Annotated in this window: 17 protein-coding genes; 7 read left to right on the forward strand and 10 right to left on the reverse strand. The window is 42.3% G+C overall.

Features of this window, described 5'->3' with window-relative positions; all coding sequences use genetic code 11:
• Positions 1–386 precede the first annotated feature (386 nt).
• Positions 387–1538, forward strand: a complete 1152-nt coding sequence (mutY, locus tag HMPREF2697_RS06065; protein WP_014632598.1) for an A/G-specific adenine glycosylase — start codon at positions 387–389, stop codon at positions 1536–1538.
• Between the two features lie 348 nt (positions 1539–1886).
• On the opposite strand, the gene HMPREF2697_RS06070 is transcribed toward mutY, so the two are convergent.
• The 3 genes from HMPREF2697_RS06070 to polA form a co-directional block, all read right to left on the reverse strand.
• Positions 1887–2096, reverse strand: a complete 210-nt coding sequence (locus HMPREF2697_RS06070; protein WP_014632597.1) for a hypothetical protein — start codon at positions 2094–2096, stop codon at positions 1887–1889.
• A gap of 20 nt (positions 2097–2116) precedes the next feature.
• Positions 2117–2518, reverse strand: coding sequence for a DUF6608 family protein (locus tag HMPREF2697_RS10775; RefSeq protein WP_004183523.1), 402 nt, complete (start codon positions 2516–2518; stop codon positions 2117–2119).
• A gap of 554 nt (positions 2519–3072) precedes the next feature.
• A complete protein-coding gene (gene polA / locus HMPREF2697_RS06080) occupies positions 3073–5712 on the reverse strand; it encodes a DNA polymerase I (RefSeq protein ID WP_070849988.1) in 2640 nt (879 codons plus the stop codon).
• Between the two features lie 174 nt (positions 5713–5886).
• Between polA and HMPREF2697_RS06085 the strand changes: the two genes are divergently transcribed.
• Positions 5887–8235 (forward strand): endonuclease MutS2, encoded by a 2349-nt coding sequence (locus HMPREF2697_RS06085; protein WP_070849990.1) that lies wholly within the window; start codon positions 5887–5889, stop codon positions 8233–8235.
• Positions 8236–8337: 102 nt separating this feature from the next.
• Here HMPREF2697_RS06085 and HMPREF2697_RS06090 read toward each other — a convergent pair whose 3' ends face one another.
• Both HMPREF2697_RS06090 and HMPREF2697_RS06095 read right to left on the reverse strand, forming a co-directional pair.
• Entirely contained in the window at positions 8338–8880 is a 543-nt protein-coding gene (locus tag HMPREF2697_RS06090; protein WP_049527813.1) for a CvpA family protein, read from the reverse strand.
• The gene (locus tag HMPREF2697_RS06095; RefSeq protein WP_037611266.1) at positions 8877–9191 is read right to left on the reverse strand and encodes a hypothetical protein; all 315 of its coding nucleotides are present in this window, start codon (positions 9189–9191) and stop codon (positions 8877–8879) included. The genes HMPREF2697_RS06090 and HMPREF2697_RS06095 overlap by 4 nt, the downstream gene beginning before the upstream one ends.
• Before the next feature lie 315 nt (positions 9192–9506).
• On the opposite strand from HMPREF2697_RS06095, the gene rnhC reads away from it, so the two are divergent.
• The 3 genes from rnhC to HMPREF2697_RS06110 are packed head-to-tail and all read left to right on the forward strand — an operon-like array spanning position 9507 to position 13622.
• Positions 9507–10397, forward strand: a complete 891-nt coding sequence (gene rnhC, locus HMPREF2697_RS06100; protein ID WP_070847556.1) for a ribonuclease HIII — start codon at positions 9507–9509, stop codon at positions 10395–10397.
• Positions 10398–10415: 18 nt separating this feature from the next.
• Complete coding sequence (gene lepB, locus HMPREF2697_RS06105) at positions 10416–11057, forward strand: signal peptidase I (RefSeq protein ID WP_002884233.1); 642 nt, start codon at positions 10416–10418, stop codon at positions 11055–11057.
• Positions 11058–11117: 60 nt separating this feature from the next.
• Positions 11118–13622, forward strand: a complete 2505-nt coding sequence (locus tag HMPREF2697_RS06110; RefSeq protein ID WP_070849992.1) for an SF1B family DNA helicase RecD2 — start codon at positions 11118–11120, stop codon at positions 13620–13622.
• Positions 13623–13673: 51 nt separating this feature from the next.
• On the opposite strand, the gene HMPREF2697_RS06115 is transcribed toward HMPREF2697_RS06110, so the two are convergent.
• Genes HMPREF2697_RS06115 through tsaB form a run of 5 tightly spaced genes read right to left on the reverse strand, consistent with a single transcriptional unit; the run spans position 13674 to position 16845 of the window.
• Positions 13674–14000, reverse strand: a complete 327-nt coding sequence (locus HMPREF2697_RS06115) for an AzlD domain-containing protein (RefSeq protein WP_013991200.1) — start codon at positions 13998–14000, stop codon at positions 13674–13676.
• Positions 13987–14679: an AzlC family ABC transporter permease gene (locus HMPREF2697_RS06120; RefSeq protein ID WP_013991201.1), complete on the reverse strand. Its 693-nt coding sequence runs from the start codon at positions 14677–14679 to the stop codon at positions 13987–13989. Before HMPREF2697_RS06120 ends, HMPREF2697_RS06115 begins: the two co-directional genes overlap by 14 nt.
• Positions 14680–14730: 51 nt before the next feature.
• On the reverse strand, positions 14731–15744 hold the full coding sequence (gene tsaD / locus HMPREF2697_RS06125; RefSeq protein ID WP_013991202.1) for a tRNA (adenosine(37)-N6)-threonylcarbamoyltransferase complex transferase subunit TsaD: 1014 nt from the start codon (positions 15742–15744) through the stop codon (positions 14731–14733).
• Positions 15744–16199 carry a ribosomal protein S18-alanine N-acetyltransferase gene (gene rimI, locus HMPREF2697_RS06130; RefSeq protein WP_041817283.1) on the reverse strand — a complete coding sequence of 152 codons (456 nt, stop codon included), beginning with the start codon at positions 16197–16199 and terminating at the stop codon, positions 15744–15746. Before rimI ends, tsaD begins: the two co-directional genes overlap by 1 nt.
• On the reverse strand, positions 16159–16845 hold the full coding sequence (gene tsaB / locus HMPREF2697_RS06135; protein ID WP_013991204.1) for a tRNA (adenosine(37)-N6)-threonylcarbamoyltransferase complex dimerization subunit type 1 TsaB: 687 nt from the start codon (positions 16843–16845) through the stop codon (positions 16159–16161). The genes rimI and tsaB overlap by 41 nt, the downstream gene beginning before the upstream one ends.
• A gap of 260 nt (positions 16846–17105) precedes the next feature.
• Here tsaB and HMPREF2697_RS06140 point away from each other — a divergent pair, with 260 nt between their 5' ends.
• Both HMPREF2697_RS06140 and rnjA read left to right on the forward strand, forming a co-directional pair.
• On the forward strand, positions 17106–17336 hold the full coding sequence (locus HMPREF2697_RS06140) for a DNA-dependent RNA polymerase subunit epsilon (RefSeq protein ID WP_002884752.1): 231 nt from the start codon (positions 17106–17108) through the stop codon (positions 17334–17336).
• Positions 17337–17340: 4 nt separating this feature from the next.
• The gene (rnjA, locus tag HMPREF2697_RS06145) at positions 17341–19023 is read left to right on the forward strand and encodes a ribonuclease J1 (protein WP_002884294.1); all 1683 of its coding nucleotides are present in this window, start codon (positions 17341–17343) and stop codon (positions 19021–19023) included.
• Positions 19024–19127 lie beyond the last annotated feature (104 nt).

Raw genomic sequence — 19127 nt, forward strand, 5'->3', positions numbered from 1 at the left:
CCTACTAACATTTCTCATGAGCTTTACCTCACTTCTTCTTAAGTTAACAGATTTGAGTTTAGCCTTCGACTTCTGGTGGTATCACTCCCTTGTAGCTATTTTATGCGACTGAATTAATCTCCGTTCTTGTAACGTCCTACTGTCATGCGGTCACGCTCCTCAGAGATGATTGATAAAGTTATTTGTTTTGCCTACTGTTTTGTTTAGAGATCTCAGTCTCCGTTTTTGTACCTTGAAATATTGACTCTCACCATGGCTTTTACCTCCTTGATGAATCCTTATCTTCTTTACACTCTTAGTATAATGTAAACGCTTACTTTTGTCAATCTTTTTAACAGAAAAACGCATAATTTTTTGAAAAAAGATTTCTTTGCTACAATAGAGACATGTTAGATTTAAAAGAATACGGCATTGTCATGTGGGATGCTGAGAAAATCGCCTCTTTTCGTCGTACCCTCCTGGACTGGTACGATCGAGAGAAACGAGACCTACCGTGGCGAAGAACTAAAAATCCCTACTATATCTGGGTCAGTGAAATCATGCTACAACAAACCCAGGTTCAGACTGTCATTCCCTATTACGAGCGCTTTTTAAACTGGTTTCCAACAGTTAAAGATTTGGCTGAAGCTCCAGAAGAGAAGCTTCTCAAAGCTTGGGAAGGGTTAGGTTACTATTCACGTGTCCGAAACATGCAAAAGGCTGCTAAACAAATCATGGATGACTTTGATGGTCAGTTTCCAGATACTTATGACAATATTGCCAAACTCAAGGGCATCGGGCCCTATACTGCTGGTGCTATTTCTAGCATCGCCTTTGGGCTCCCAGAACCCGCTGTTGATGGTAATGTTATGCGAGTCATGGCTCGTCTCTTTGAGGTTAATTACGATATTGGAGACGCCAAAAATCGTAAGATTTTCCAAGCGATTATGGACATTTTGATTGACCCTGACCGTCCAGGGGACTTTAATCAGGCGCTTATGGACCTTGGGACCGATATCGAATCGGCTAAAAATCCAAGACCAGACGAAAGCCCTATTCGCTTTTTCTGTGCAGCCTATCTCAATGGAACTTATGACAAGTACCCTATCAAATTGCCTAAGAAGAAGCCTAAACCTATGCAAATTCAAGCTTTTATTATCAGAAATGCAAAGGGTGAATTTCTGCTCGAAAAAAATATCGAGGGACGTCTGCTAGGTGGTTTCTGGTCCTTCCCTATCATGGAAACGGACTTTATTGGTCAACAACTCAGCCTTTTTGAAAAGGATGATTATATTCTCGAGACAGTCTCTCAAAAGGCTATTTTTGAAGAAAATTATGCCCTTAATCCAGAGTGGACGAACAATGATTTTACACCTGTAAAACATACCTTCAGCCACCAAAAATGGACCATCGAGATGGTAGAAGGTAGCGTCAATGACGACAAACTCACTACCGATAAGGAGTTATGCTGGGTAGCGGCTGAGGACTTCGACCAGTTCCCAATGGCCACACCACAAAAGAAAATGATTAAAACTTATGAAGACAGCAAAAAAGGATAGCATTGAGTGCTACCCTTTTTGTTATACGTCACGTTTAGCGTGCTTCCGGCCACGCAAAGCAAGGTATACCTTTGAAAGAACTACTCCCAAAAAGATATAAAACAACTCCAAATAAGTCACATTTTTTGACATCAAAAATTCAATCATAGTACGACACTCCTTTTTATTAAGAACTCCTGTCGCTGTTCTCAGTTATGGTTCTATTATAGGTAATACGGCCAATAAAAAATAGTGACATAAATGTCACTATGACGAAAACAAAAAAGCCGAAACGTTTCAGTTTCAGCTTGTTAATCATTAGTCTACTTTGTAGAAGAAATAACTATCGTCTGTGGTGCCATAAAGTGACTACCCACCCCAGATACGATCCTTACTTTTATCTGACTGATCATCGGCTTTCTCATTTGGCGATGACATTACAGAACCAGTCAAAGATACTCCTTTGGGTAAAAATGCTAATGTTCCACCACTAGGACCAACTTCTTTTGGCACAAGTCCTGCTTTAAAAAAGCCATCAGTAATTTTACCATATTCAATTGCTACCTTTGCCGTATACAATCCTATAAATTGGAATTAATTTACTTCATTGTCTCTTTCTTTTTTCTACATTTGTACACAATAAAATGGACTATACAAAATATAACGAACATAGACGTGAAATTTATCCAGATGTCCATATACGCGGACTGAGCTAAATTTTCTCTAAAGCTCGTAGACCATACATAAAAAAATGCAAGCAAAACTGTCGGTATGTACGAAACTGCATATCTTAGAACCATAGGCTTTATAATCAGCTCTGTAACAAGAGCATATGCCACTACACCTATTAAAACTATGATTGCTCTGTCTATTTCGTGCCAGTTTCCGCTCGGATCCTCATATATTCCGTTATATAAATACAAAATGCTGTTTAGCACCGTTACAAATGTATATAAAACCGTATATGCGAAAATCAAATTCTTATATTTATCCTTTTTCATTGCACTACTACTCCAGAAATTCAAATTTGTTTATCTAATTATAAAATAAAGGTTAACGATTAATCAATTTAATTATATAACTAAAATTAGAAATGTTTATTCCAAATTTATTTGAGAGCTGTTCTAAGTTATTCCTTCCTTTCTAAGTTCATAGATTAGAACTTGTAACTTGCTCTTCGGATGAAAGCCTCTGCTACCGGCCAAGGCTTAAAAAACCACCGAATAGTTCCACTTCAGCACCACCTTTGCTAGCTGACCCGACTAGCAAGTCTCATTAGTATATTAGCTACTGGTCGGGAACCCCTATCTAATATAACACTTTAGGGGGGACTTTTTTGATACATCGTTAAAAACTTTTCGGAACCACTAGCATATCTGGTGGTTTTCAATAGGCAAAAAAGCCGGACCTCAGTCCAGCTTTTATCTGTCTATTTCTACTTGGTCATAAAGTAGGTGATAATCACCAATACTGCTACGATAGCTAGGACAACGGACAGAAATCCTAGCATGTAGCGCAAGAGAAAGTAGGTAAATGGAAAATTTTCTTTCATGTGTTACTTTGCCTCATACCATGTGCGGCCGTCATTCTCATCTGCGATGAGAGGGACAGCGAGTTCAACTGCAGCTTCCATGGTTTCTTTAACCAAGGCTTTCATCGCTACAAGTTCATCGTTTGGCACCTCAAGAACGATTTCATCGTGTACCTGGAGGAGCATCTTAGTTTTATAGCCACCTTCTACCAGGGCCTTGTCTAGGTTAATCATAGCAATCTTGAGGATATCAGCGGCACTTCCTTGGATAGGAGAGTTGATAGCTGTACGCTCTGCGAAGTTGCGGACGTTAAAGTTACGAGAATTAATATCTGGCAACTCACGACGGCGGTGGAAGAGAGTTTCTACGTAGCCCTTATCCTTGGCTTCACGAACCACATTATCCATATAGGCCTTGATACCAGGATAACGTTCAAAGTAGGTGTCGATATACTCCTTGGCCTTCTTACGGCTAATGCCAAGGTTGTTAGAAAGACCAAAATCAGAAATGCCATAAACAATCCCGAAGTTAACAGCCTTTGCATTACGACGGTCGTTAGGTGTGACATCCTCTGGCTTTTCAATACCAAAGACACGCATGGCTGTAGAGGTATGGATATCTGCTCCCTCTTTAAAGGCTGCAATCAAATGCTCATCTCCCGAAATATGGGCAAGCACGCGCAACTCAATCTGTGAGTAATCCGAGCTTAAAAGCACTGCATCCTCAGTCGATGGGACAAAGGCCTTACGAATGAGACGACCTTGCTCCAAGCGAACAGGGATATTTTGCAAGTTGGGATCCACTGATGACAGACGCCCTGTCTGAGTTAAATCTTGCACATAACGGGTATGGATTTTGCCATCCCCAAGGATATAATCCTGAAGCCCCAAGACATAGGTAGACTGAAGTTTAGTGATTTGGCGGTACTCCAAAATCTTAGCTACGATTGGAGCAATTGGTGCCAAACGTTCAAGAACATCCACAGCTGTTGAGTAACCGGTCTTGGTTTTCTTAGTGTATTCCAAAGGTAACCCCATCTTTTCAAAGAGGATAACACCCAACTGTTTAGGCGAGTTAATATTGAACTCCTCGCCCGCCATTTCGTAGATTTCTTGGGTCAATTTATCGATGACTACTTGGTTTTCCACTGCCATCTCGTTAAGGGTTTGCCCCTTGACCTTAATACCAGCGATTTCCATCTTAGCTAGCACATTTGCCAGTGGTAACTCCATGTCAAAGAGAAGCTCTGATTGGCCGTGTTCAGCCAATTTTTCAAGCATGACCGGCTTAGCGACCTGAAGGACCTTGACTTTTTTAGCCAGGTGGCTGAGCAAGACATCTTTTTCAGGAACCGCACGTTTAGCTCCCTTGCCATAGACCACTTCATCTGTTTCCAACGGTAGGTCCGTATAGAGGCGGGCAATGGTTGACAATTCATTGTCTTCAACGGTTGAGAGCAGATACTTGGCCAGACGGGCATCAAAATTAGCCGTAGGTAAGTCAATACCTAGATGGTTCAAAAGGACCTTACTACGCTTGAAATCGTAGATATTAACAGCTTTTGAAAGAGCTGCCTGGAATGCCTCTGATTTAAGTAGGTCTGTATCTGTAGACGCATAAATCTGCTTGTCGTTCCCCCAAGCAAAACCGATGATAGGTTCTGTGTGATAATTGTCACCAAGGATTTCAAAATAGAAGAAATCTTCAGAGCTAAAGTGATCTTCTGTCACTTGACTAGGCTCTACGTAGGCCACATCAAAATCTTGTGGCACAGCCTCGCCACCTAGGGCATTTTTGAACTGAACAAAGCCCATTTCGTCATAAAAGGCTGCCAATTTTTCAAGGTCAGGTCCCGCAAAGGCCGTATCATCTAAGCCAATTTCAATAGGAGACTGGGTATCAATGGTCGCCAGAGTTTTAGAAAGGAAGGCTTGCTCCTTATCATTGATGAGATTTTCCTTCATCTTGGACTTCTTCATCTCATCAATATGCTCATAGATACCTTCAAGGGAACCGTGTTCCAAGAGGAGCTTGAGACCAGTCTTTTCACCAATCTTAGTAACCCCTGGAATATTATCGGACTTATCACCCATGAGAGCCTTAAGGTCGATGAATTGCGCAGGGGTAATCCCCATTTTCTCCATGAGGTAGTCAGGTGTGAAGGCCTCAAACTCAGCCACACCCTTCTTCGAAATTTCAACGACAGTATTTTCGTCAGTCAGCTGAATCAAGTCTTTATCCCCAGAGACAACAGTAATTTGATAGTCCTCACTGGTATTTTCAGCCATCTTAGCCAAGGTACCGATAATGTCGTCTGCCTCGTACTGAGCCAGGTCATAATAGGCGATACCACGTGCAGCCAACATCTCACGGATATAAGGGAACTGCTCACGGAATTCCTCTGGTGTCTTGGCACGACCAGCCTTATAGTCCGCAAACATCTCTGTACGGAAAGTTGTTTTTCCAGCATCAAAGGCTACCAAGACATGAGTCGGTTGGATACGCTCAAGCAGGTTGTCCAACATGAGGTGGAAGCCATAAATGGCATTGGTATGAAGGCCACTATTGTTACGAAAACGGTCAATTTGATTATAAAGTGCGAAAAAAGCACGAAAGGCAACGGATGAACCGTCAATTAGGAGTAATTTTTTCTGATTAGTCATAGGTTTATTATAGCATAGATGAGAGCATTGGTTTTGATTGAAAACCTCTTATTTTAGGGAGACTCTTTTGTAAAAATAGCTAGTCAACATCTGATGACAAAAGTTCACTGATAAAACGACCTCAGGCATTTCCCTCCTCCACGCCCCATAGGCAAATGTGCTATAATAGAAGCTATGAACACAAAGATTTTAGACCAATTAGAATTTAACAAGGTCAAGGACCAGTTCACAGAATACCTGCAGACCGAACAGGCTCAGGCGGAGTTACGTGACTTGGTGCCTATGACCAATCCAGAAAGAATTCAAAATCAATTTACAGAAATCCAAGAAATGGCAGAGATTTTCGTAGAGCACCATAGCTTTGCCATTGGTAGCTTGCGAGATATTTCTGAGCCCTTACGTCGCTTGGAACTGGATGCTGACCTCAATATCCAGGAGCTTATTGCCATCAAGAAGGTGCTGCAAGCTTCGGCTGACCTTGGTCGCTTCTACGCTGACCTTGAAAATGTTGAGCTCGTCGCTCTTAAACGTCTTTTCGAAAATATTGAGGCCTTCCCAAGTCTACAAGGCAGTCTTCAAAGTATCAATGACGGTGGTTTCATTGAGCATTTTGCTAGCCCTGAGTTGCAAAATATCTGTCGTCAACTCAAATCTTGTGATGATGCCATTCGCCAGACCTTGCAAGACATTCTCAAGAAATCTGGCCACATGTTGGCTGAGAATTTGATTGCTAGTCGTAATGGTCGTTCAGTGCTGCCTGTCAAAAATACCTACCGTAACCGTATTGCTGGGGTTGTGCATGACATCTCAAGCTCTGGAAACACAGTGTATATCGAGCCACGCGCCGTTATCCAACTTAACGAAGAAATTACACAATTACGTGCAGACGAACGTCATGAGATGGCCCGTATCCTGCATGAATTGTCTGATCAACTCCGTCCACAAGCTGCTGCTATCGCTAACAACGCTTGGATTTTGGGTCACATGGACTTTATTCGAGGAAAATACCTCTATCTCCAGGATAAAAAGGCAGTTATTCCAAAGATTAGTGACAACCAAACACTCCAACTGCTTAACGTTCGTCACCCTCTTTTGGTCAATCCAGTAGCCAACGATTTACGCTTTGATGAGGACCTCACAGCCATTGTCATTACAGGTCCCAATACCGGTGGTAAAACGGTCATGCTTAAAACTCTGGGATTAGCACAACTGATGGCTCAATCTGGTCTTCCAATTTTGGCTGATAAGGGTAGTCGTGTAGCCATTTTCCAAGAGATTTTTGCGGACATCGGAGATGAACAGTCTATCGAACAGAGTTTGTCAACTTTCTCTAGTCACATGACCCACATTGTCGAGATTCTGGACGCTGCCGACAGCAACAGTCTTGTCTTAGTCGATGAGCTTGGGGCTGGTACTGATCCTCAGGAAGGGGCTAGTCTAGCCATGGCAATCCTAGAGCACCTCCGTTTGAGCCAGATTAAAACCATGGCTACTACTCACTATCCTGAGCTTAAGGCCTATGGGATTGAGACGCAACATGTGGAAAATGCCAGCATGGAGTTTGACACAACGACTTTAAGCCCTACCTATCGTTTTATGCAGGGAGTTCCTGGTCGCTCTAACGCCTTTGAGATTGCTCGCCGCCTCGGTTTGAATGAAATTATTGTCAAAGAGGCAGAAAACCTCACGGATACTGATAGTGATGTCAACCGTATCATCGAGCAACTTGAAGCCCAAACTGTGGAAACACAAAAACGTCTGGAACACATCAAGGACGTTGAGCAAGAGAACCTTAAATTCAACCGTGCGGTCAAGAAACTCTATAACGAATTCTCCCATGAGTACGACAAGGAACTCGAAAAGGCTCAAAAAGAAATTCAGGATATGGTGGATACAGCTTTGGCTGAGAGCGATAGTATTCTCAAAAATCTCCACGATAAGAGTCAACTCAAACCTCATGAAGTTATTGACGCCAAAGGAAAACTCAAGAAACTTGCCCCACAAGTGGACCTCTCTAAGAATAAGGTTCTTCGTAAGGCCAAGAAAGAAAAGGCTGCGCGTGCCCCTCGTATCGGAGATGATATCATTGTTACCGCCTATGGTCAACGTGGTACGCTTACCAGTCAAGCCAAAAATGGTAACTGGGAAGCCCAGGTAGGTCTCATCAAGATGACACTCAAGGCGGATGAATTCACTCTTGTTCGTGCCCAAGTGGAAGCCCAACAACCTAAGAAGAAACAAATTAACGTGGTTAAAAAAGCCAAAAAGGCATCTGGCGGTCCTCGTGCCCGTCTGGACCTTCGTGGGAAACGTTACGAAGAAGCTATGCAAGAGCTTGATGCCTTTATTGACCAAGCCCTACTTAATAACATGAGTCAGGTGGACATCATCCACGGTATTGGTACAGGTGTCATCCGTGATGCTGTTACCAAATATCTCCGCCGTCATCGCCATGTTAAAAGTTTTGAATATGCCCCACAAAGTGCCGGTGGTTCCGGATGTACCATTGCAACCTTAGGGTAAAAATAGTTAAGAAAGACTGGGACCTTGTGTCCGGTCTTTTTCATATCCTACCAAAACAAAGAACAAAAAAAGTCTCTCTTAATCAAGGAAGACTTCTTTTTTCTATATCACACTTGTCCACAAATGCTGGATAATCTGACTAACTGGAAAATAGCCATTAATCAAGATACGTAAAACCCAGCTCGATGACAAGAGCGTTTGAATGTTGTTCATAGGAACAGTCGCAAGAATATTCCCCAACATAGTCAAAGGCACAAGACTCACTAAGGTGGCCAAGACGCCACCTACCACTTGGTAACGTCTTTGATCAAGTCGCTCAATTCTCACAAAGTGGAAGAAAATACCAAGAAAGCGTAAGCCATAATAGGTTATACAGTAGATAGCAAAATAAGCAACGCCCGCATAATAGACACGGTCAAGTGAAAAGATGTTCTGATCTTTAAAGAAAGCTATACTAGCATCCTTGGTTGGATTGGTATAAGGTACCCAAAGATTGATAGCCTCTCCTAGCGACCGGTAGAAATAGGCCGCCACACACATGGCGATAATGACTGAAACCACGTAATAAGCTTGCATAAAGAGGCCTCGACGGTAGCCAATGTAGAAATTCCAAGCCATAATGGCTAAGACAAGGAGTCCAATCATGCGTCATCCTCATCGTCATTTGTAGCTGTCGCCTTAACCTTGAGCTGCTCAAGTTGCTTAGCTCTCAACGTTGCCAACTCTTTTTCCATATCTTCAACTTGAATTTCGCGTTCCAACTGAGTTGACAGAGAATTGATAGCCATTAGGATAGCGATTGTTTCATTGTCAGCATTTTTCATCTGCTCTTTGATAATTTTATATTTCTCGTGGGCAACACGCTCCACCTCTTCCATGAATAGGTTGTCCTTATCAGTTGTTAGCGTGAGGTTCTTCTCTCCAAAATGAAATTTGTAACGGTTCTTATTTGCCATTTGCTTGTTAGCTGCCAATCAATGGTGGTCATGGATATTCCACCGCAGCTTCTCCTTATATTATTGCTTGTATATCGCCATTTTTAGCAAGATTCAGACACTTACTCTGAGGCGTGTTCGATACTTAAATGCCAACCCATTTTCTCTAATTGTGGAAAAAAGAGCATGGTTAGGCATTCTCTTTCTAATCATTATATCCTAAATTTTAACTTTCGTAAATTTTAGACTTTGCACTTCTCTAGAAAAATAATTTTCAGGGATTCCGAGTCTGTAAAATATCTACCAATTCTCCTTTTTTGTGCTAAAATAGATTTCATGGGCACAATCGTATTAAAAATGACAGCAGAGCAGATTTCGACACTCCAAAAGGACCTAGCAAACTATGCAACTGCGACTAAAAATCCTTATGCAAGTTTTTCAGCCAAGGTCGATGGAATAAGTGTCATCGCCTATACTTCAGGAAAGGTAACTTTCCAAGGAGCTAAGCCAGAAGTCTTGGCTAGCCGTTTTGGATACCAAGCTGAACCTAAGCATTCACCTGATGGGCAAAACCTAGCCCTAATTGGATCAGATGAAGTCGGAAATGGCTCCTATTTTGGTGGTCTAGCTGTTGTAGCTAGTCTAGTTACCCCAGCTGACCATGCCTTTTTAAAATCTCTTGGGGTCGATGATTCTAAAAATCTTAATGATATCAAGATTCGTCAGATTGCACCTATATTGGAGGAGAAAATTCCTCACAAGGCACTTCTTCTTTCGCCTAGAAAGTACAATGAAGTGGTCGGAGACGGTAAGAGTCATAATGCTGTGTCCGTTAAAGTAGCTCTCCACAATCAGGCTATCTTCCTATTGTTACAATCAGGTGCTAAACCAGATAAGATTGTCATTGATGCCTTCACCAGTGAGAAAAATTATCAGAAATACCTCAAGAATGAACGCAATAGCTTTGACTTTCCTATCACTTTAGAAGAAAAGGCTGAGGGGAAATACTTAGCTGTTGCGGTGAGCTCTATCATCGCTCGCAATCTCTTCCTGGAAAATCTGGACAAACTCAGCCAAGAGGTTGGCTACACCCTTCCTTCAGGTGCTGGTGCTAAATCTGACCAGGTCGCAGCTAAGCTTCTTCAAGCCTACGGAGATCAGGCTCTCCAAGCTACTGCTAAATATCATTTCGCCAATACCAAAAAAGCCTACCAACGCTTAAAATAACCCTGAAAGGCCTTAACTATGAAAAACAAATGGACCCAATACTTCCTCATTTTACTTCGTGAATGGGGACTCTTTATCCTCTTTATCACATTTTTCCTTTTGACTCGCCTCTTCCTTTGGCTCCCTGTCCAGGTTGACGGCCACTCAATGGATCCTACTCTAGCCAATAATCAACGTGTTATCGTTTTGAAACACACATCCATTGAACGCTTCGATATTGTCGTTGCCAAGGAAGTCGAAGACGGTAAGACGAAACAAATCGTCAAACGTATCATCGGTATGCCAGGTGATACCATTACCTATCAAAATGATAAACTTACTGTCAACGGTAAAGAAGTCAAGGAAGAATACCTCAAAGAATTCCAAGCTGCCTTTGCCAAGGATAAACTACAAAAAGAATATGCTTACAACGATGACAAGAGCAAGAGTGGATACTTCCAACAACTAGCTAAGGATGCCAAGGCCTTTACAACCAATGCTGACGGTAACACGACCTTCTCTGTCACTGTTCCTGAAGGCAAATATTTCCTACTTGGGGACAACCGTATTGTTTCCAAAGATAGTCGAGTAGTTGGTTACTTTGACAAGAGTGCTCTTGTAGGGGAAGTTAAATTCCGCTTCTGGCCACTTAATAAAATTGGTACCGTTGAGGACAACTAAAAACACTAAATAAGATAAGGTTGGGGGAACCCAGCCTTATTATGTATCTAGGAAAAACACATGCAAGAATTTTATTTTTCAGGAACTATCGAACGCGTCATTTTCGAAAACGCTAGTAATTTTTTTCGTATCCTTCTCTTAGAAATTGACGAAACAGACAGTGATTTTGAGGACTATGAAATCATTGTTACCGGAACCATGGGAGATGTCATGGAAGGTGAAGATTATACCTTCTGGGGTCAGTTAACCAATCATCCCAAATATGGTGAACAACTCCAAATGACACGCTACGAACGGTCAAAACCTTCTGCCAGCGGTCTTATCAAGTATTTCGCTAGCGACAATTTTAAGGGGATTGGTAAGAAAACAGCTGAGCGTATTGTCGAGATTTATGGTGAAGACCCTATTGACAAGATTCTCGAGGATCCGAGCAAATTAGAACAGATTCCTAATCTGTCCAAGGTCAATCGAGAAGCCTTCGTTGCAAAGTTAAAAATCAACTATGGAACCGAGCAAATCTTGTCCAAACTTTCCAGCTATGGACTCACACCAAAAGCTGCCTCACAAATTTTCAACCAATATAAGGAAGAATCGCTCAACCTTATCGAAGAACACCCTTATCTCTTGGTAGAGGAAGTTCAAGGAATCGGATTTAAAATAGCTGACCAACTAGCCGAACGCTTAGGAATTGCTAGTGATGCTCCTGAGCGTTTACGAGCTGCCTTGATTCATTGTCTGCTAGAAGCCAGTATGGAAGAAGGCGACACCTATATCGAAGCCAAAGCCTTGCTTGAACGAACTATCATACTTTTGGAAAGTGCTCGTCAAATTGAACTTGACCCTGCCTTGGTCGCTAAGGAATTAACCAATCTCATCCAAGAGGATAAAGTGCAAAATGTAGAGACTAAAATCTTTGATAATACCCTATATTTTGCGGAACAGGGCATCTATACCCACCTAACTCGTATCATGAAAGACCAACCTGACATCAGTGCAGAGGACAAAATCCAAGCAAGCCTTGAAGAGGTGGAAGAGGAACTTGGTATTACTTATGATAAGGTTCAAAAAGATGCCATTATCAAAGCCCTACAAAGCAAGGTCTTCATCCTGACAGGAGGTCCCGGAACAGGGAAAACCACCGTTATTAATGGAATTATTAAAACCTATGCCGACCTTCATGGTCTAGATGTCAAAAAGTCTGACTTGCCTATTATTTTAGCGGCACCAACGGGACGGGCTGCTCGTCGGATGAACGAACTCACCCAACTCCCTAGCGCCACTATCCATAGACATTTGGGACTCAATAGCGAGGACGATTTCAAGACCTTGGAGGACTATCTCGATTGCGACTTGATTATCATCGATGAGTTTTCTATGGTTGATACTTGGTTGGCCAATCAACTTTTTGAAAGTATCTCTGATTCAACCCAAGTCATCATTGTGGGTGACCAAGACCAACTGCCTTCCGTAGGCCCTGGCCAGGTCTTGGCTGACCTTTTGCAGATTGATAACTTGCCTAAGGTTTCTCTGACCAAAATTTTCAGACAATCCGAGGATTCCACCATCGTTACTTTAGCTAGTCAGATGCGCCAAGGCCAATTACCCGCTGATTTCACAGAGAAAAAGGCTGACCGCTCTTACTTTGAGGCCAATGCCAACCATATTCCACAGATGGTTCCTAAAATTGTCTCTGCCGCTATAAAGAGCGGGATCGCTGCTCAGGATGTGCAGATTCTAGCTCCCATGTATCGAGGACAGGCTGGTATTAACAATCTCAATACCATTATGCAGGATCTACTTAATCCTCAAGAAAAGGCCAATCAGTTTGCCTTTAATGATATTTTCTTCCGTAAGAACGACAAAATTCTCCATCTGGTCAACGATACCGAACTCAATGTCTTCAATGGCGACATCGGCATCATTACTGATCTCATTCCTGGTAAATATACTGAAAGCAAGCAGGACGAAATTTACATGTCCTTTGATGGCAATGAGGTTATCTATCCTCGTAACGAATGGAATAAGATTACTCTGGCCTATGCTATGTCAATCCACAAATCCCAAGGGAGTGAGTTCCCAGTCGTTATCCTTCCCATCACACGACAAAGTGGACGTATGCTACAACGTAACCTCATCTACACCGCTATCACACGCGCCAAGAGTAAGCTAGTCATGTTAGGGGAAATCGCAGCCTTTGATTATGCCGTTCGCAACGAAGGAGCTAAACGGAATACTTATCTCATCCAACGTTTTGAACAAACTTATACACAAGCTGTTGATAAGTCTGTCGAAAAGACTGTTAAAAACGAGGCAACAGGCGCCTCCAATCAAACAAAAACGAAAAACAACGACCCCTCAGAAACCCTTGAAAACAAAGACTTCTCTGAAAATATCAATCCATCCCCAGATCTTGTTAACACTTATTCACAACCTGTGGATAAGTCTGTTAACAAACCTGTGCAAACAGAAGAAAACTATCGTTTAACTGAAGAAAATTGGTCAACTATAGATCCAATGATTGGTCTCAGTGAAGACGATATTGCTGCCTTTTTTAACAATAACTAAAAAAGACTTGGAAAGCGACTCACTAAGAGCAACTCCAAGTCTTTTCATTTGCTAAAATACGAAACGAATCAGGGCCATAGATATTATACCGACGATTACTGCATAGAGCAGATTTTTGCTCTTAAATGCTACAATTACCGTTGGCACAGTAGCCAGTATTTCCATCCACTTAAACTGTGGCAAGTGACCAATCTTCTCAGTCGTGAGACTAGAGAGAATCAAGGCAAAGAGGATAGAAACTGGTAAGTAGTGCAAAAAACGAACAACGATATCTGGTAAGCCCTTGTATTTCACTAAAATAAAGGGGAGCACACGAGGAAGCCAGCTGACCACAAACCCAAGTAGAATAGCAATGAGAATAAATTCATTGACGGCCATCACACATCACCCCCACACTACATCCAACCAAAGTAGCCACTAAAACAGCCAAAGATTCCGACAAGACGACACTAAAGCTCAGATAAGCCACAGCAATAGATAGTAAAATCAAGAGTAGCTTACGCACGCCTTCCCCTAACAAGGCATCAATCTGACTACTTAACAAACCTATAAACATGGCAATCAAAGCAAAATCCAAACCAAAAAGCTCAGGATTAGGAATCATGGAACCAATCAAACAACCAATAACTGATGATACAATCCAAACCAGATAGCTGAAAATATTGTTACCATGCATCCAGTTAGCAGGAATATCTTTATGATGCACATATTCTCCCAACAAGACACCATAACTTTCATCCGTAATCAGACTACCAATTCCCAGCTGATTCCAGAGACTTGTTTTTGTAAAAATCGTCGTTGCATGTAAACTCATCAACATGTTACGCAAATTAACCAAGAAAACAGTCAAGGTTAACTCACCTAGACCAGCTCCTGCAACTACTAAGGCACACATGGCAAACTGGGCCGAGCCACCATAGACCAAGGCACACATGAGGCCAACCTCAAGGGCTGATAGACCCGAAGCAGCTGCTACAACACCAAAGGCTAGGCCAATAGCTACATAGCCTAAAGCTGTCGGTACCGCGGCTTTTACACCTAAACGAAAGTCAGACACACTCAATTCCTTTCTAAAGGAACCTCTTACCAAACTAGTAAGAGGCTCTTCTTATTCTTCAAATCCTGCAAAGGCTAGACTTGGTTTTGCATTCAAGTCCAACTCAGCAAAATGTTTTTGATCACATTCAATAGCGGCTGCTAGAGCAATCATACCAGCATTGTCACCACAAAGACGGAAAGGCGGAATAACCACATCTACATCTGTGATTTCTTCAGCCAAACGTTCTCGTAAGCCCTGATTAGCTGCCACGCCACCTGCAACAACAAGTGTCCTGACAGGATAACGCTCCAAGGCTTTCTTAGTCTTAGCTAGGAGAATATCCAACACAGCAGCTTGGAAAGAAGCACAAAGGTCTTCTTTAATTAGAACGTCACCCTTTTGCTCTGCGTTGTGATGTAAATTGATGAAAGCTGACTTCAAGCCTGAAAATGAAAACTCCAAGTGGTCTTCCTTAATCATAGCACGTGGAAAATCATAAACATCTTTCCCTTTATGAGCTAACTCATCAATTTCACGCCCGGCTGGGTAGGTCAACCCCATCACACGCCCGACCTTGTCATAGGCCTCACCAACTGCATCATCACGTGTCTCACCAACAATCTTGTAATTTCCCGGTTCTGACACATAAACCAACTCTGTGTGCCCTCCAGACACCAAAAGCGCTAAGAGGGGATATTCCAATTCTTGAACCTCACGCGCTGCCATAAGATGCCCAGCCATATGATTAACTGGAATCAAAGGCAATCCGTGTGCCCAAGCGAAGGCCTTAGCTGCTGCCATCCCGACCAAGAGCGCCCCGACCAAACCAGGACCATAGGTTACTGCTACAGCATCTAGTTGTTCAGCAGTAATTCCCGCCTCAGAAAGGGCATCTTTAATGCAAAGAGTTACCACTTCCACATGGTGACGGCTAGCCACCTCAGGAACAACACCACCAAATCGTTTATGGCTTTCCACCTGACTGGCAATAATATTACTTAAAAGTTCTTTCTCATTTTTCAAAACGGCAACTGAAGTCTCATCACATGAGCTCTCCACTGCCAAAATATATCTATCTGCCATTAGACTTCCTCTCGCCTCATGATAACTGCATCTTCTTGAGGCTCATGATAATAATTTTTCCGAATTCCTAGACTTTCAAAACCAAATTTTCTATAAAGTGCCTGAGCGACTTGATTTGAAGCCCTCACTTCTAGAAATATAGGCTCACTACGCTCTTCCAAATGATTCATCAGCTGACTAGCATAACCACGCCCCTGATAAGCTTTTAAAACGGCGATATTGGTCACCTCAAGCTCACCCACCAAATTTTGAAGGGCTAAAAAACCAACAACTTCTTCCTGATCATAAACATAGAAATACTCCGTCGTATCCAAAGCCAAGTCTGCTACCACTTGTTCTATCGTCCACGGAGATTTGTCATAAACATCCGACAAAATCTGATAAATCAGTTGAGCTTGCTCATGGCTACTCAATCTAGACGCGCTTGATGTAGTTGTCACGGTTAGTCTCCTCATGCGTCTTAAGCCAATTCTCCTCCGCCTCAACTCGCTTCAAGTAATGTGGAACAAAAGCATCCACATCAACAGAAGGCAAGGACAAGCCTAAACGACCAATTAACTGGGCAGACGGAAGGCTGGACAAGATAGTTGCTTCTGGAAGGCTTTCCTTAATCTGATCCACAAAATTAGCCACTTCACCGACAAATGTCACCTTTTCAAAAGTTTTAGCTTGCTCCAGAACATCTACAAAAGATGCATGGCAATCTGGGACGAGGGCCTGACCATTTTCATAAAAACCAACGTAAACATTATTACGACGGGCATCCATGATAGGAATCACAACACCGTCAACCGAAAGGTCTGTCAGTGCCTGTAGGCTTGAAACTCCCACCAAATCAATGTCGAGGGCATAAGCTAAAGTCTTAGCTGTTGCGACAGCCACACGAAGCCCTGTGTAGGATCCAGGACCCTGTGCAACCACAATACGTTCTAAATCAGACGGTTGCCAGCCTGCCTGAGCAACTAAAAAATCAATGGTTGGCATTAGACTAATACTGTGGTTCTTTTTTACTGTGACAGTTGACTCTGCCACTAGTTTCTCATCTTCTAACAAGGCTACTGATAAAGCTGTGCTAGAAGTATCAAATGCTAATATTTTCATCTTTTTTCCTTGTTTCCTTTTATGCTTTTCTATTATAACACAAGTCACTGTTTCCCAGAAACGAACATTTTCCAACTTTTTCCGCCATTTTCTTTATCTAGCCCCTATCTTATGGTACAATAATAATAATTGTTAAACGAATCAAGGCTACTAGCTATTACTCATAAAGTGAATATCATAACGTCAAGTAAATCATAGAAAGATTAACTTGACCGGTTTTTTTATAGAATGGCAGAGCCTTTTGGAAAGAAAGGAAAACCATGATTTATAAAGTCTTTTACCAAGAAACTAAAGAGCGTAATCCACGCCGTGAACAGACAAAATCACTCTACCTAGATATCGATGCAGAAACTGAACTTGAGGGACGTATCCAAGCTCGTCAAATCATCGAAAAAAACACTGCCTATAACATCGAATTCATCGAGCTCCTTTCAGAAAAAGCCCTTGAATACGAAAAAGAAACAGGCGTTTTTGAAGTAACGGAGTTCTAAGACCATGGCATCAAAAATCAATCTAAAACCTGAAGAAGTTGGGGTTTATGCGATTGGTGGTTTGGGGGAAATCGGTAAAAATACCTATGGTATTGAATACCAAGATGAGATTATCATCGTCGATGCGGGTATTAAATTCCCCGAGGATGATCTTCTCGGAATCGACTATGTTATCCCGGACTATTCTTACATCGTTGAAAACGTTGATCGTGTAAAGGCACTAGTCATTACCCATGGTCACGAAGACCATATTGGTGGGATCCCCTTCCTTCTTAAACAGGCAAATATCCCAATTTATGCAGGACCACTTGCTCTTGCTCTTATCAAAGGAAAATTGGAAGAACACGGACTACTTCGTGATGCACAACTCTATGAAATTAATGCTAATACAGAGCTTACTTTCAAAAATATGAGCGTGACCTTCTTCCGCACTACTCACTCAATTCCAGAACCTCTCGGTATTGTCATCCATACACCTCAAGGTAAAATTGTTTGTACCGGTGACTTTAAGTTTGACTTCACCCCAGTAGGTGAGCCAGCAGACCTTCACCGTATGGCTGCACTTGGTGAAGAAGGCGTCCTTTGCCTCCTCTCAGACTCAACCAATGCTGAAGTACCAACTTTCACAAATTCCGAGAAGGTCGTTGGTCAATCCATCATGAAAATTATTGAAGGCATCCACGGACGTATTATCTTCGCCTCATTTGCCTCAAACATTTTCCGTCTGCAACAAGCTGCCGAAGCCGCTGTAAAAACTGGCCGTAAGATTGTTGTCTTCGGACGTTCTATGGAAAAAGCCATCGTCAATGGGGTTGAACTAGGCTACATCAAAGTTCCAAAAGGAACTATCATTGACCCTAGTGAGATGAAAAACTACCATGCCAGTGAGATTCTTATCATGTGTACTGGTTCTCAAGGAGAGCCTATGGCAGCCCTTGCACGTATCGCTAATGGGATGCACCGCCAAGTGACACTGCAACCTGGTGACACTGTTATCTTCTCATCTAGCCCTATCCCAGGAAACACAACTAGCGTTAACCGCTTGATTAATACTATTCAAGAAGCTGGTGTCGATGTTATCCACGGTAAAATCAACAATATCCATACCTCTGGACACGGTGGTCAACAAGAGCAAAAACTCATGCTTCGTTTGATCAAACCAAAATTCTTCATGCCTGTTCACGGTGAATACCGCATGCAGAAAGTTCACGCAGGCCTTGCTGTTGATTGTGGCGTTCCAAAAGATAATATCTTCATTATGGAAAATGGTGATGTCTTAGCCCTAACAAAAGACTCTGCTCGTCGTGCAGGTCACTTCAATGCCCAAGATATCTACGTTGATGGTAATGGTATTGGCGATATCGGAGCGGCCGTTCTTCGTGACCGTCGTGATCTCTCTGAAGATGGTGTCGTACTTGCCGTAGCAACTGTTGACTTCAAGTCTAAGATGATTCTAGCTGGTCCAGACATCCTCAGTCGTGGCTTCATCTATATGCGTGAATCTGGCGATCTTATCCGTGAGAGCCAACGCATTCTATTCAATGCTATTCGTATCGCTCTTAAGAATAAGGATGCTAGCATCCAATCCGTTAATGGTGCTATCGTCAATGCTTTACGCCCATTCTTATATGAAAAAACAGAACGTGAACCAATCATTATTCCAATGATTCTCACACCTGATAAATAAAAAAATGGTAGCTGGATGGCTACCATTTTTTAAGTTTAAATACAGTCTGGAGCACAACCCTTCCAGCAAGTAGTCAAAACCACCCGTGAGAATGATATGCCCCC

The organism is Streptococcus sp. HMSC064D12 (assembly GCF_001837205.1).
Taxonomy (GTDB): domain Bacteria; phylum Bacillota; class Bacilli; order Lactobacillales; family Streptococcaceae; genus Streptococcus; species Streptococcus salivarius_D.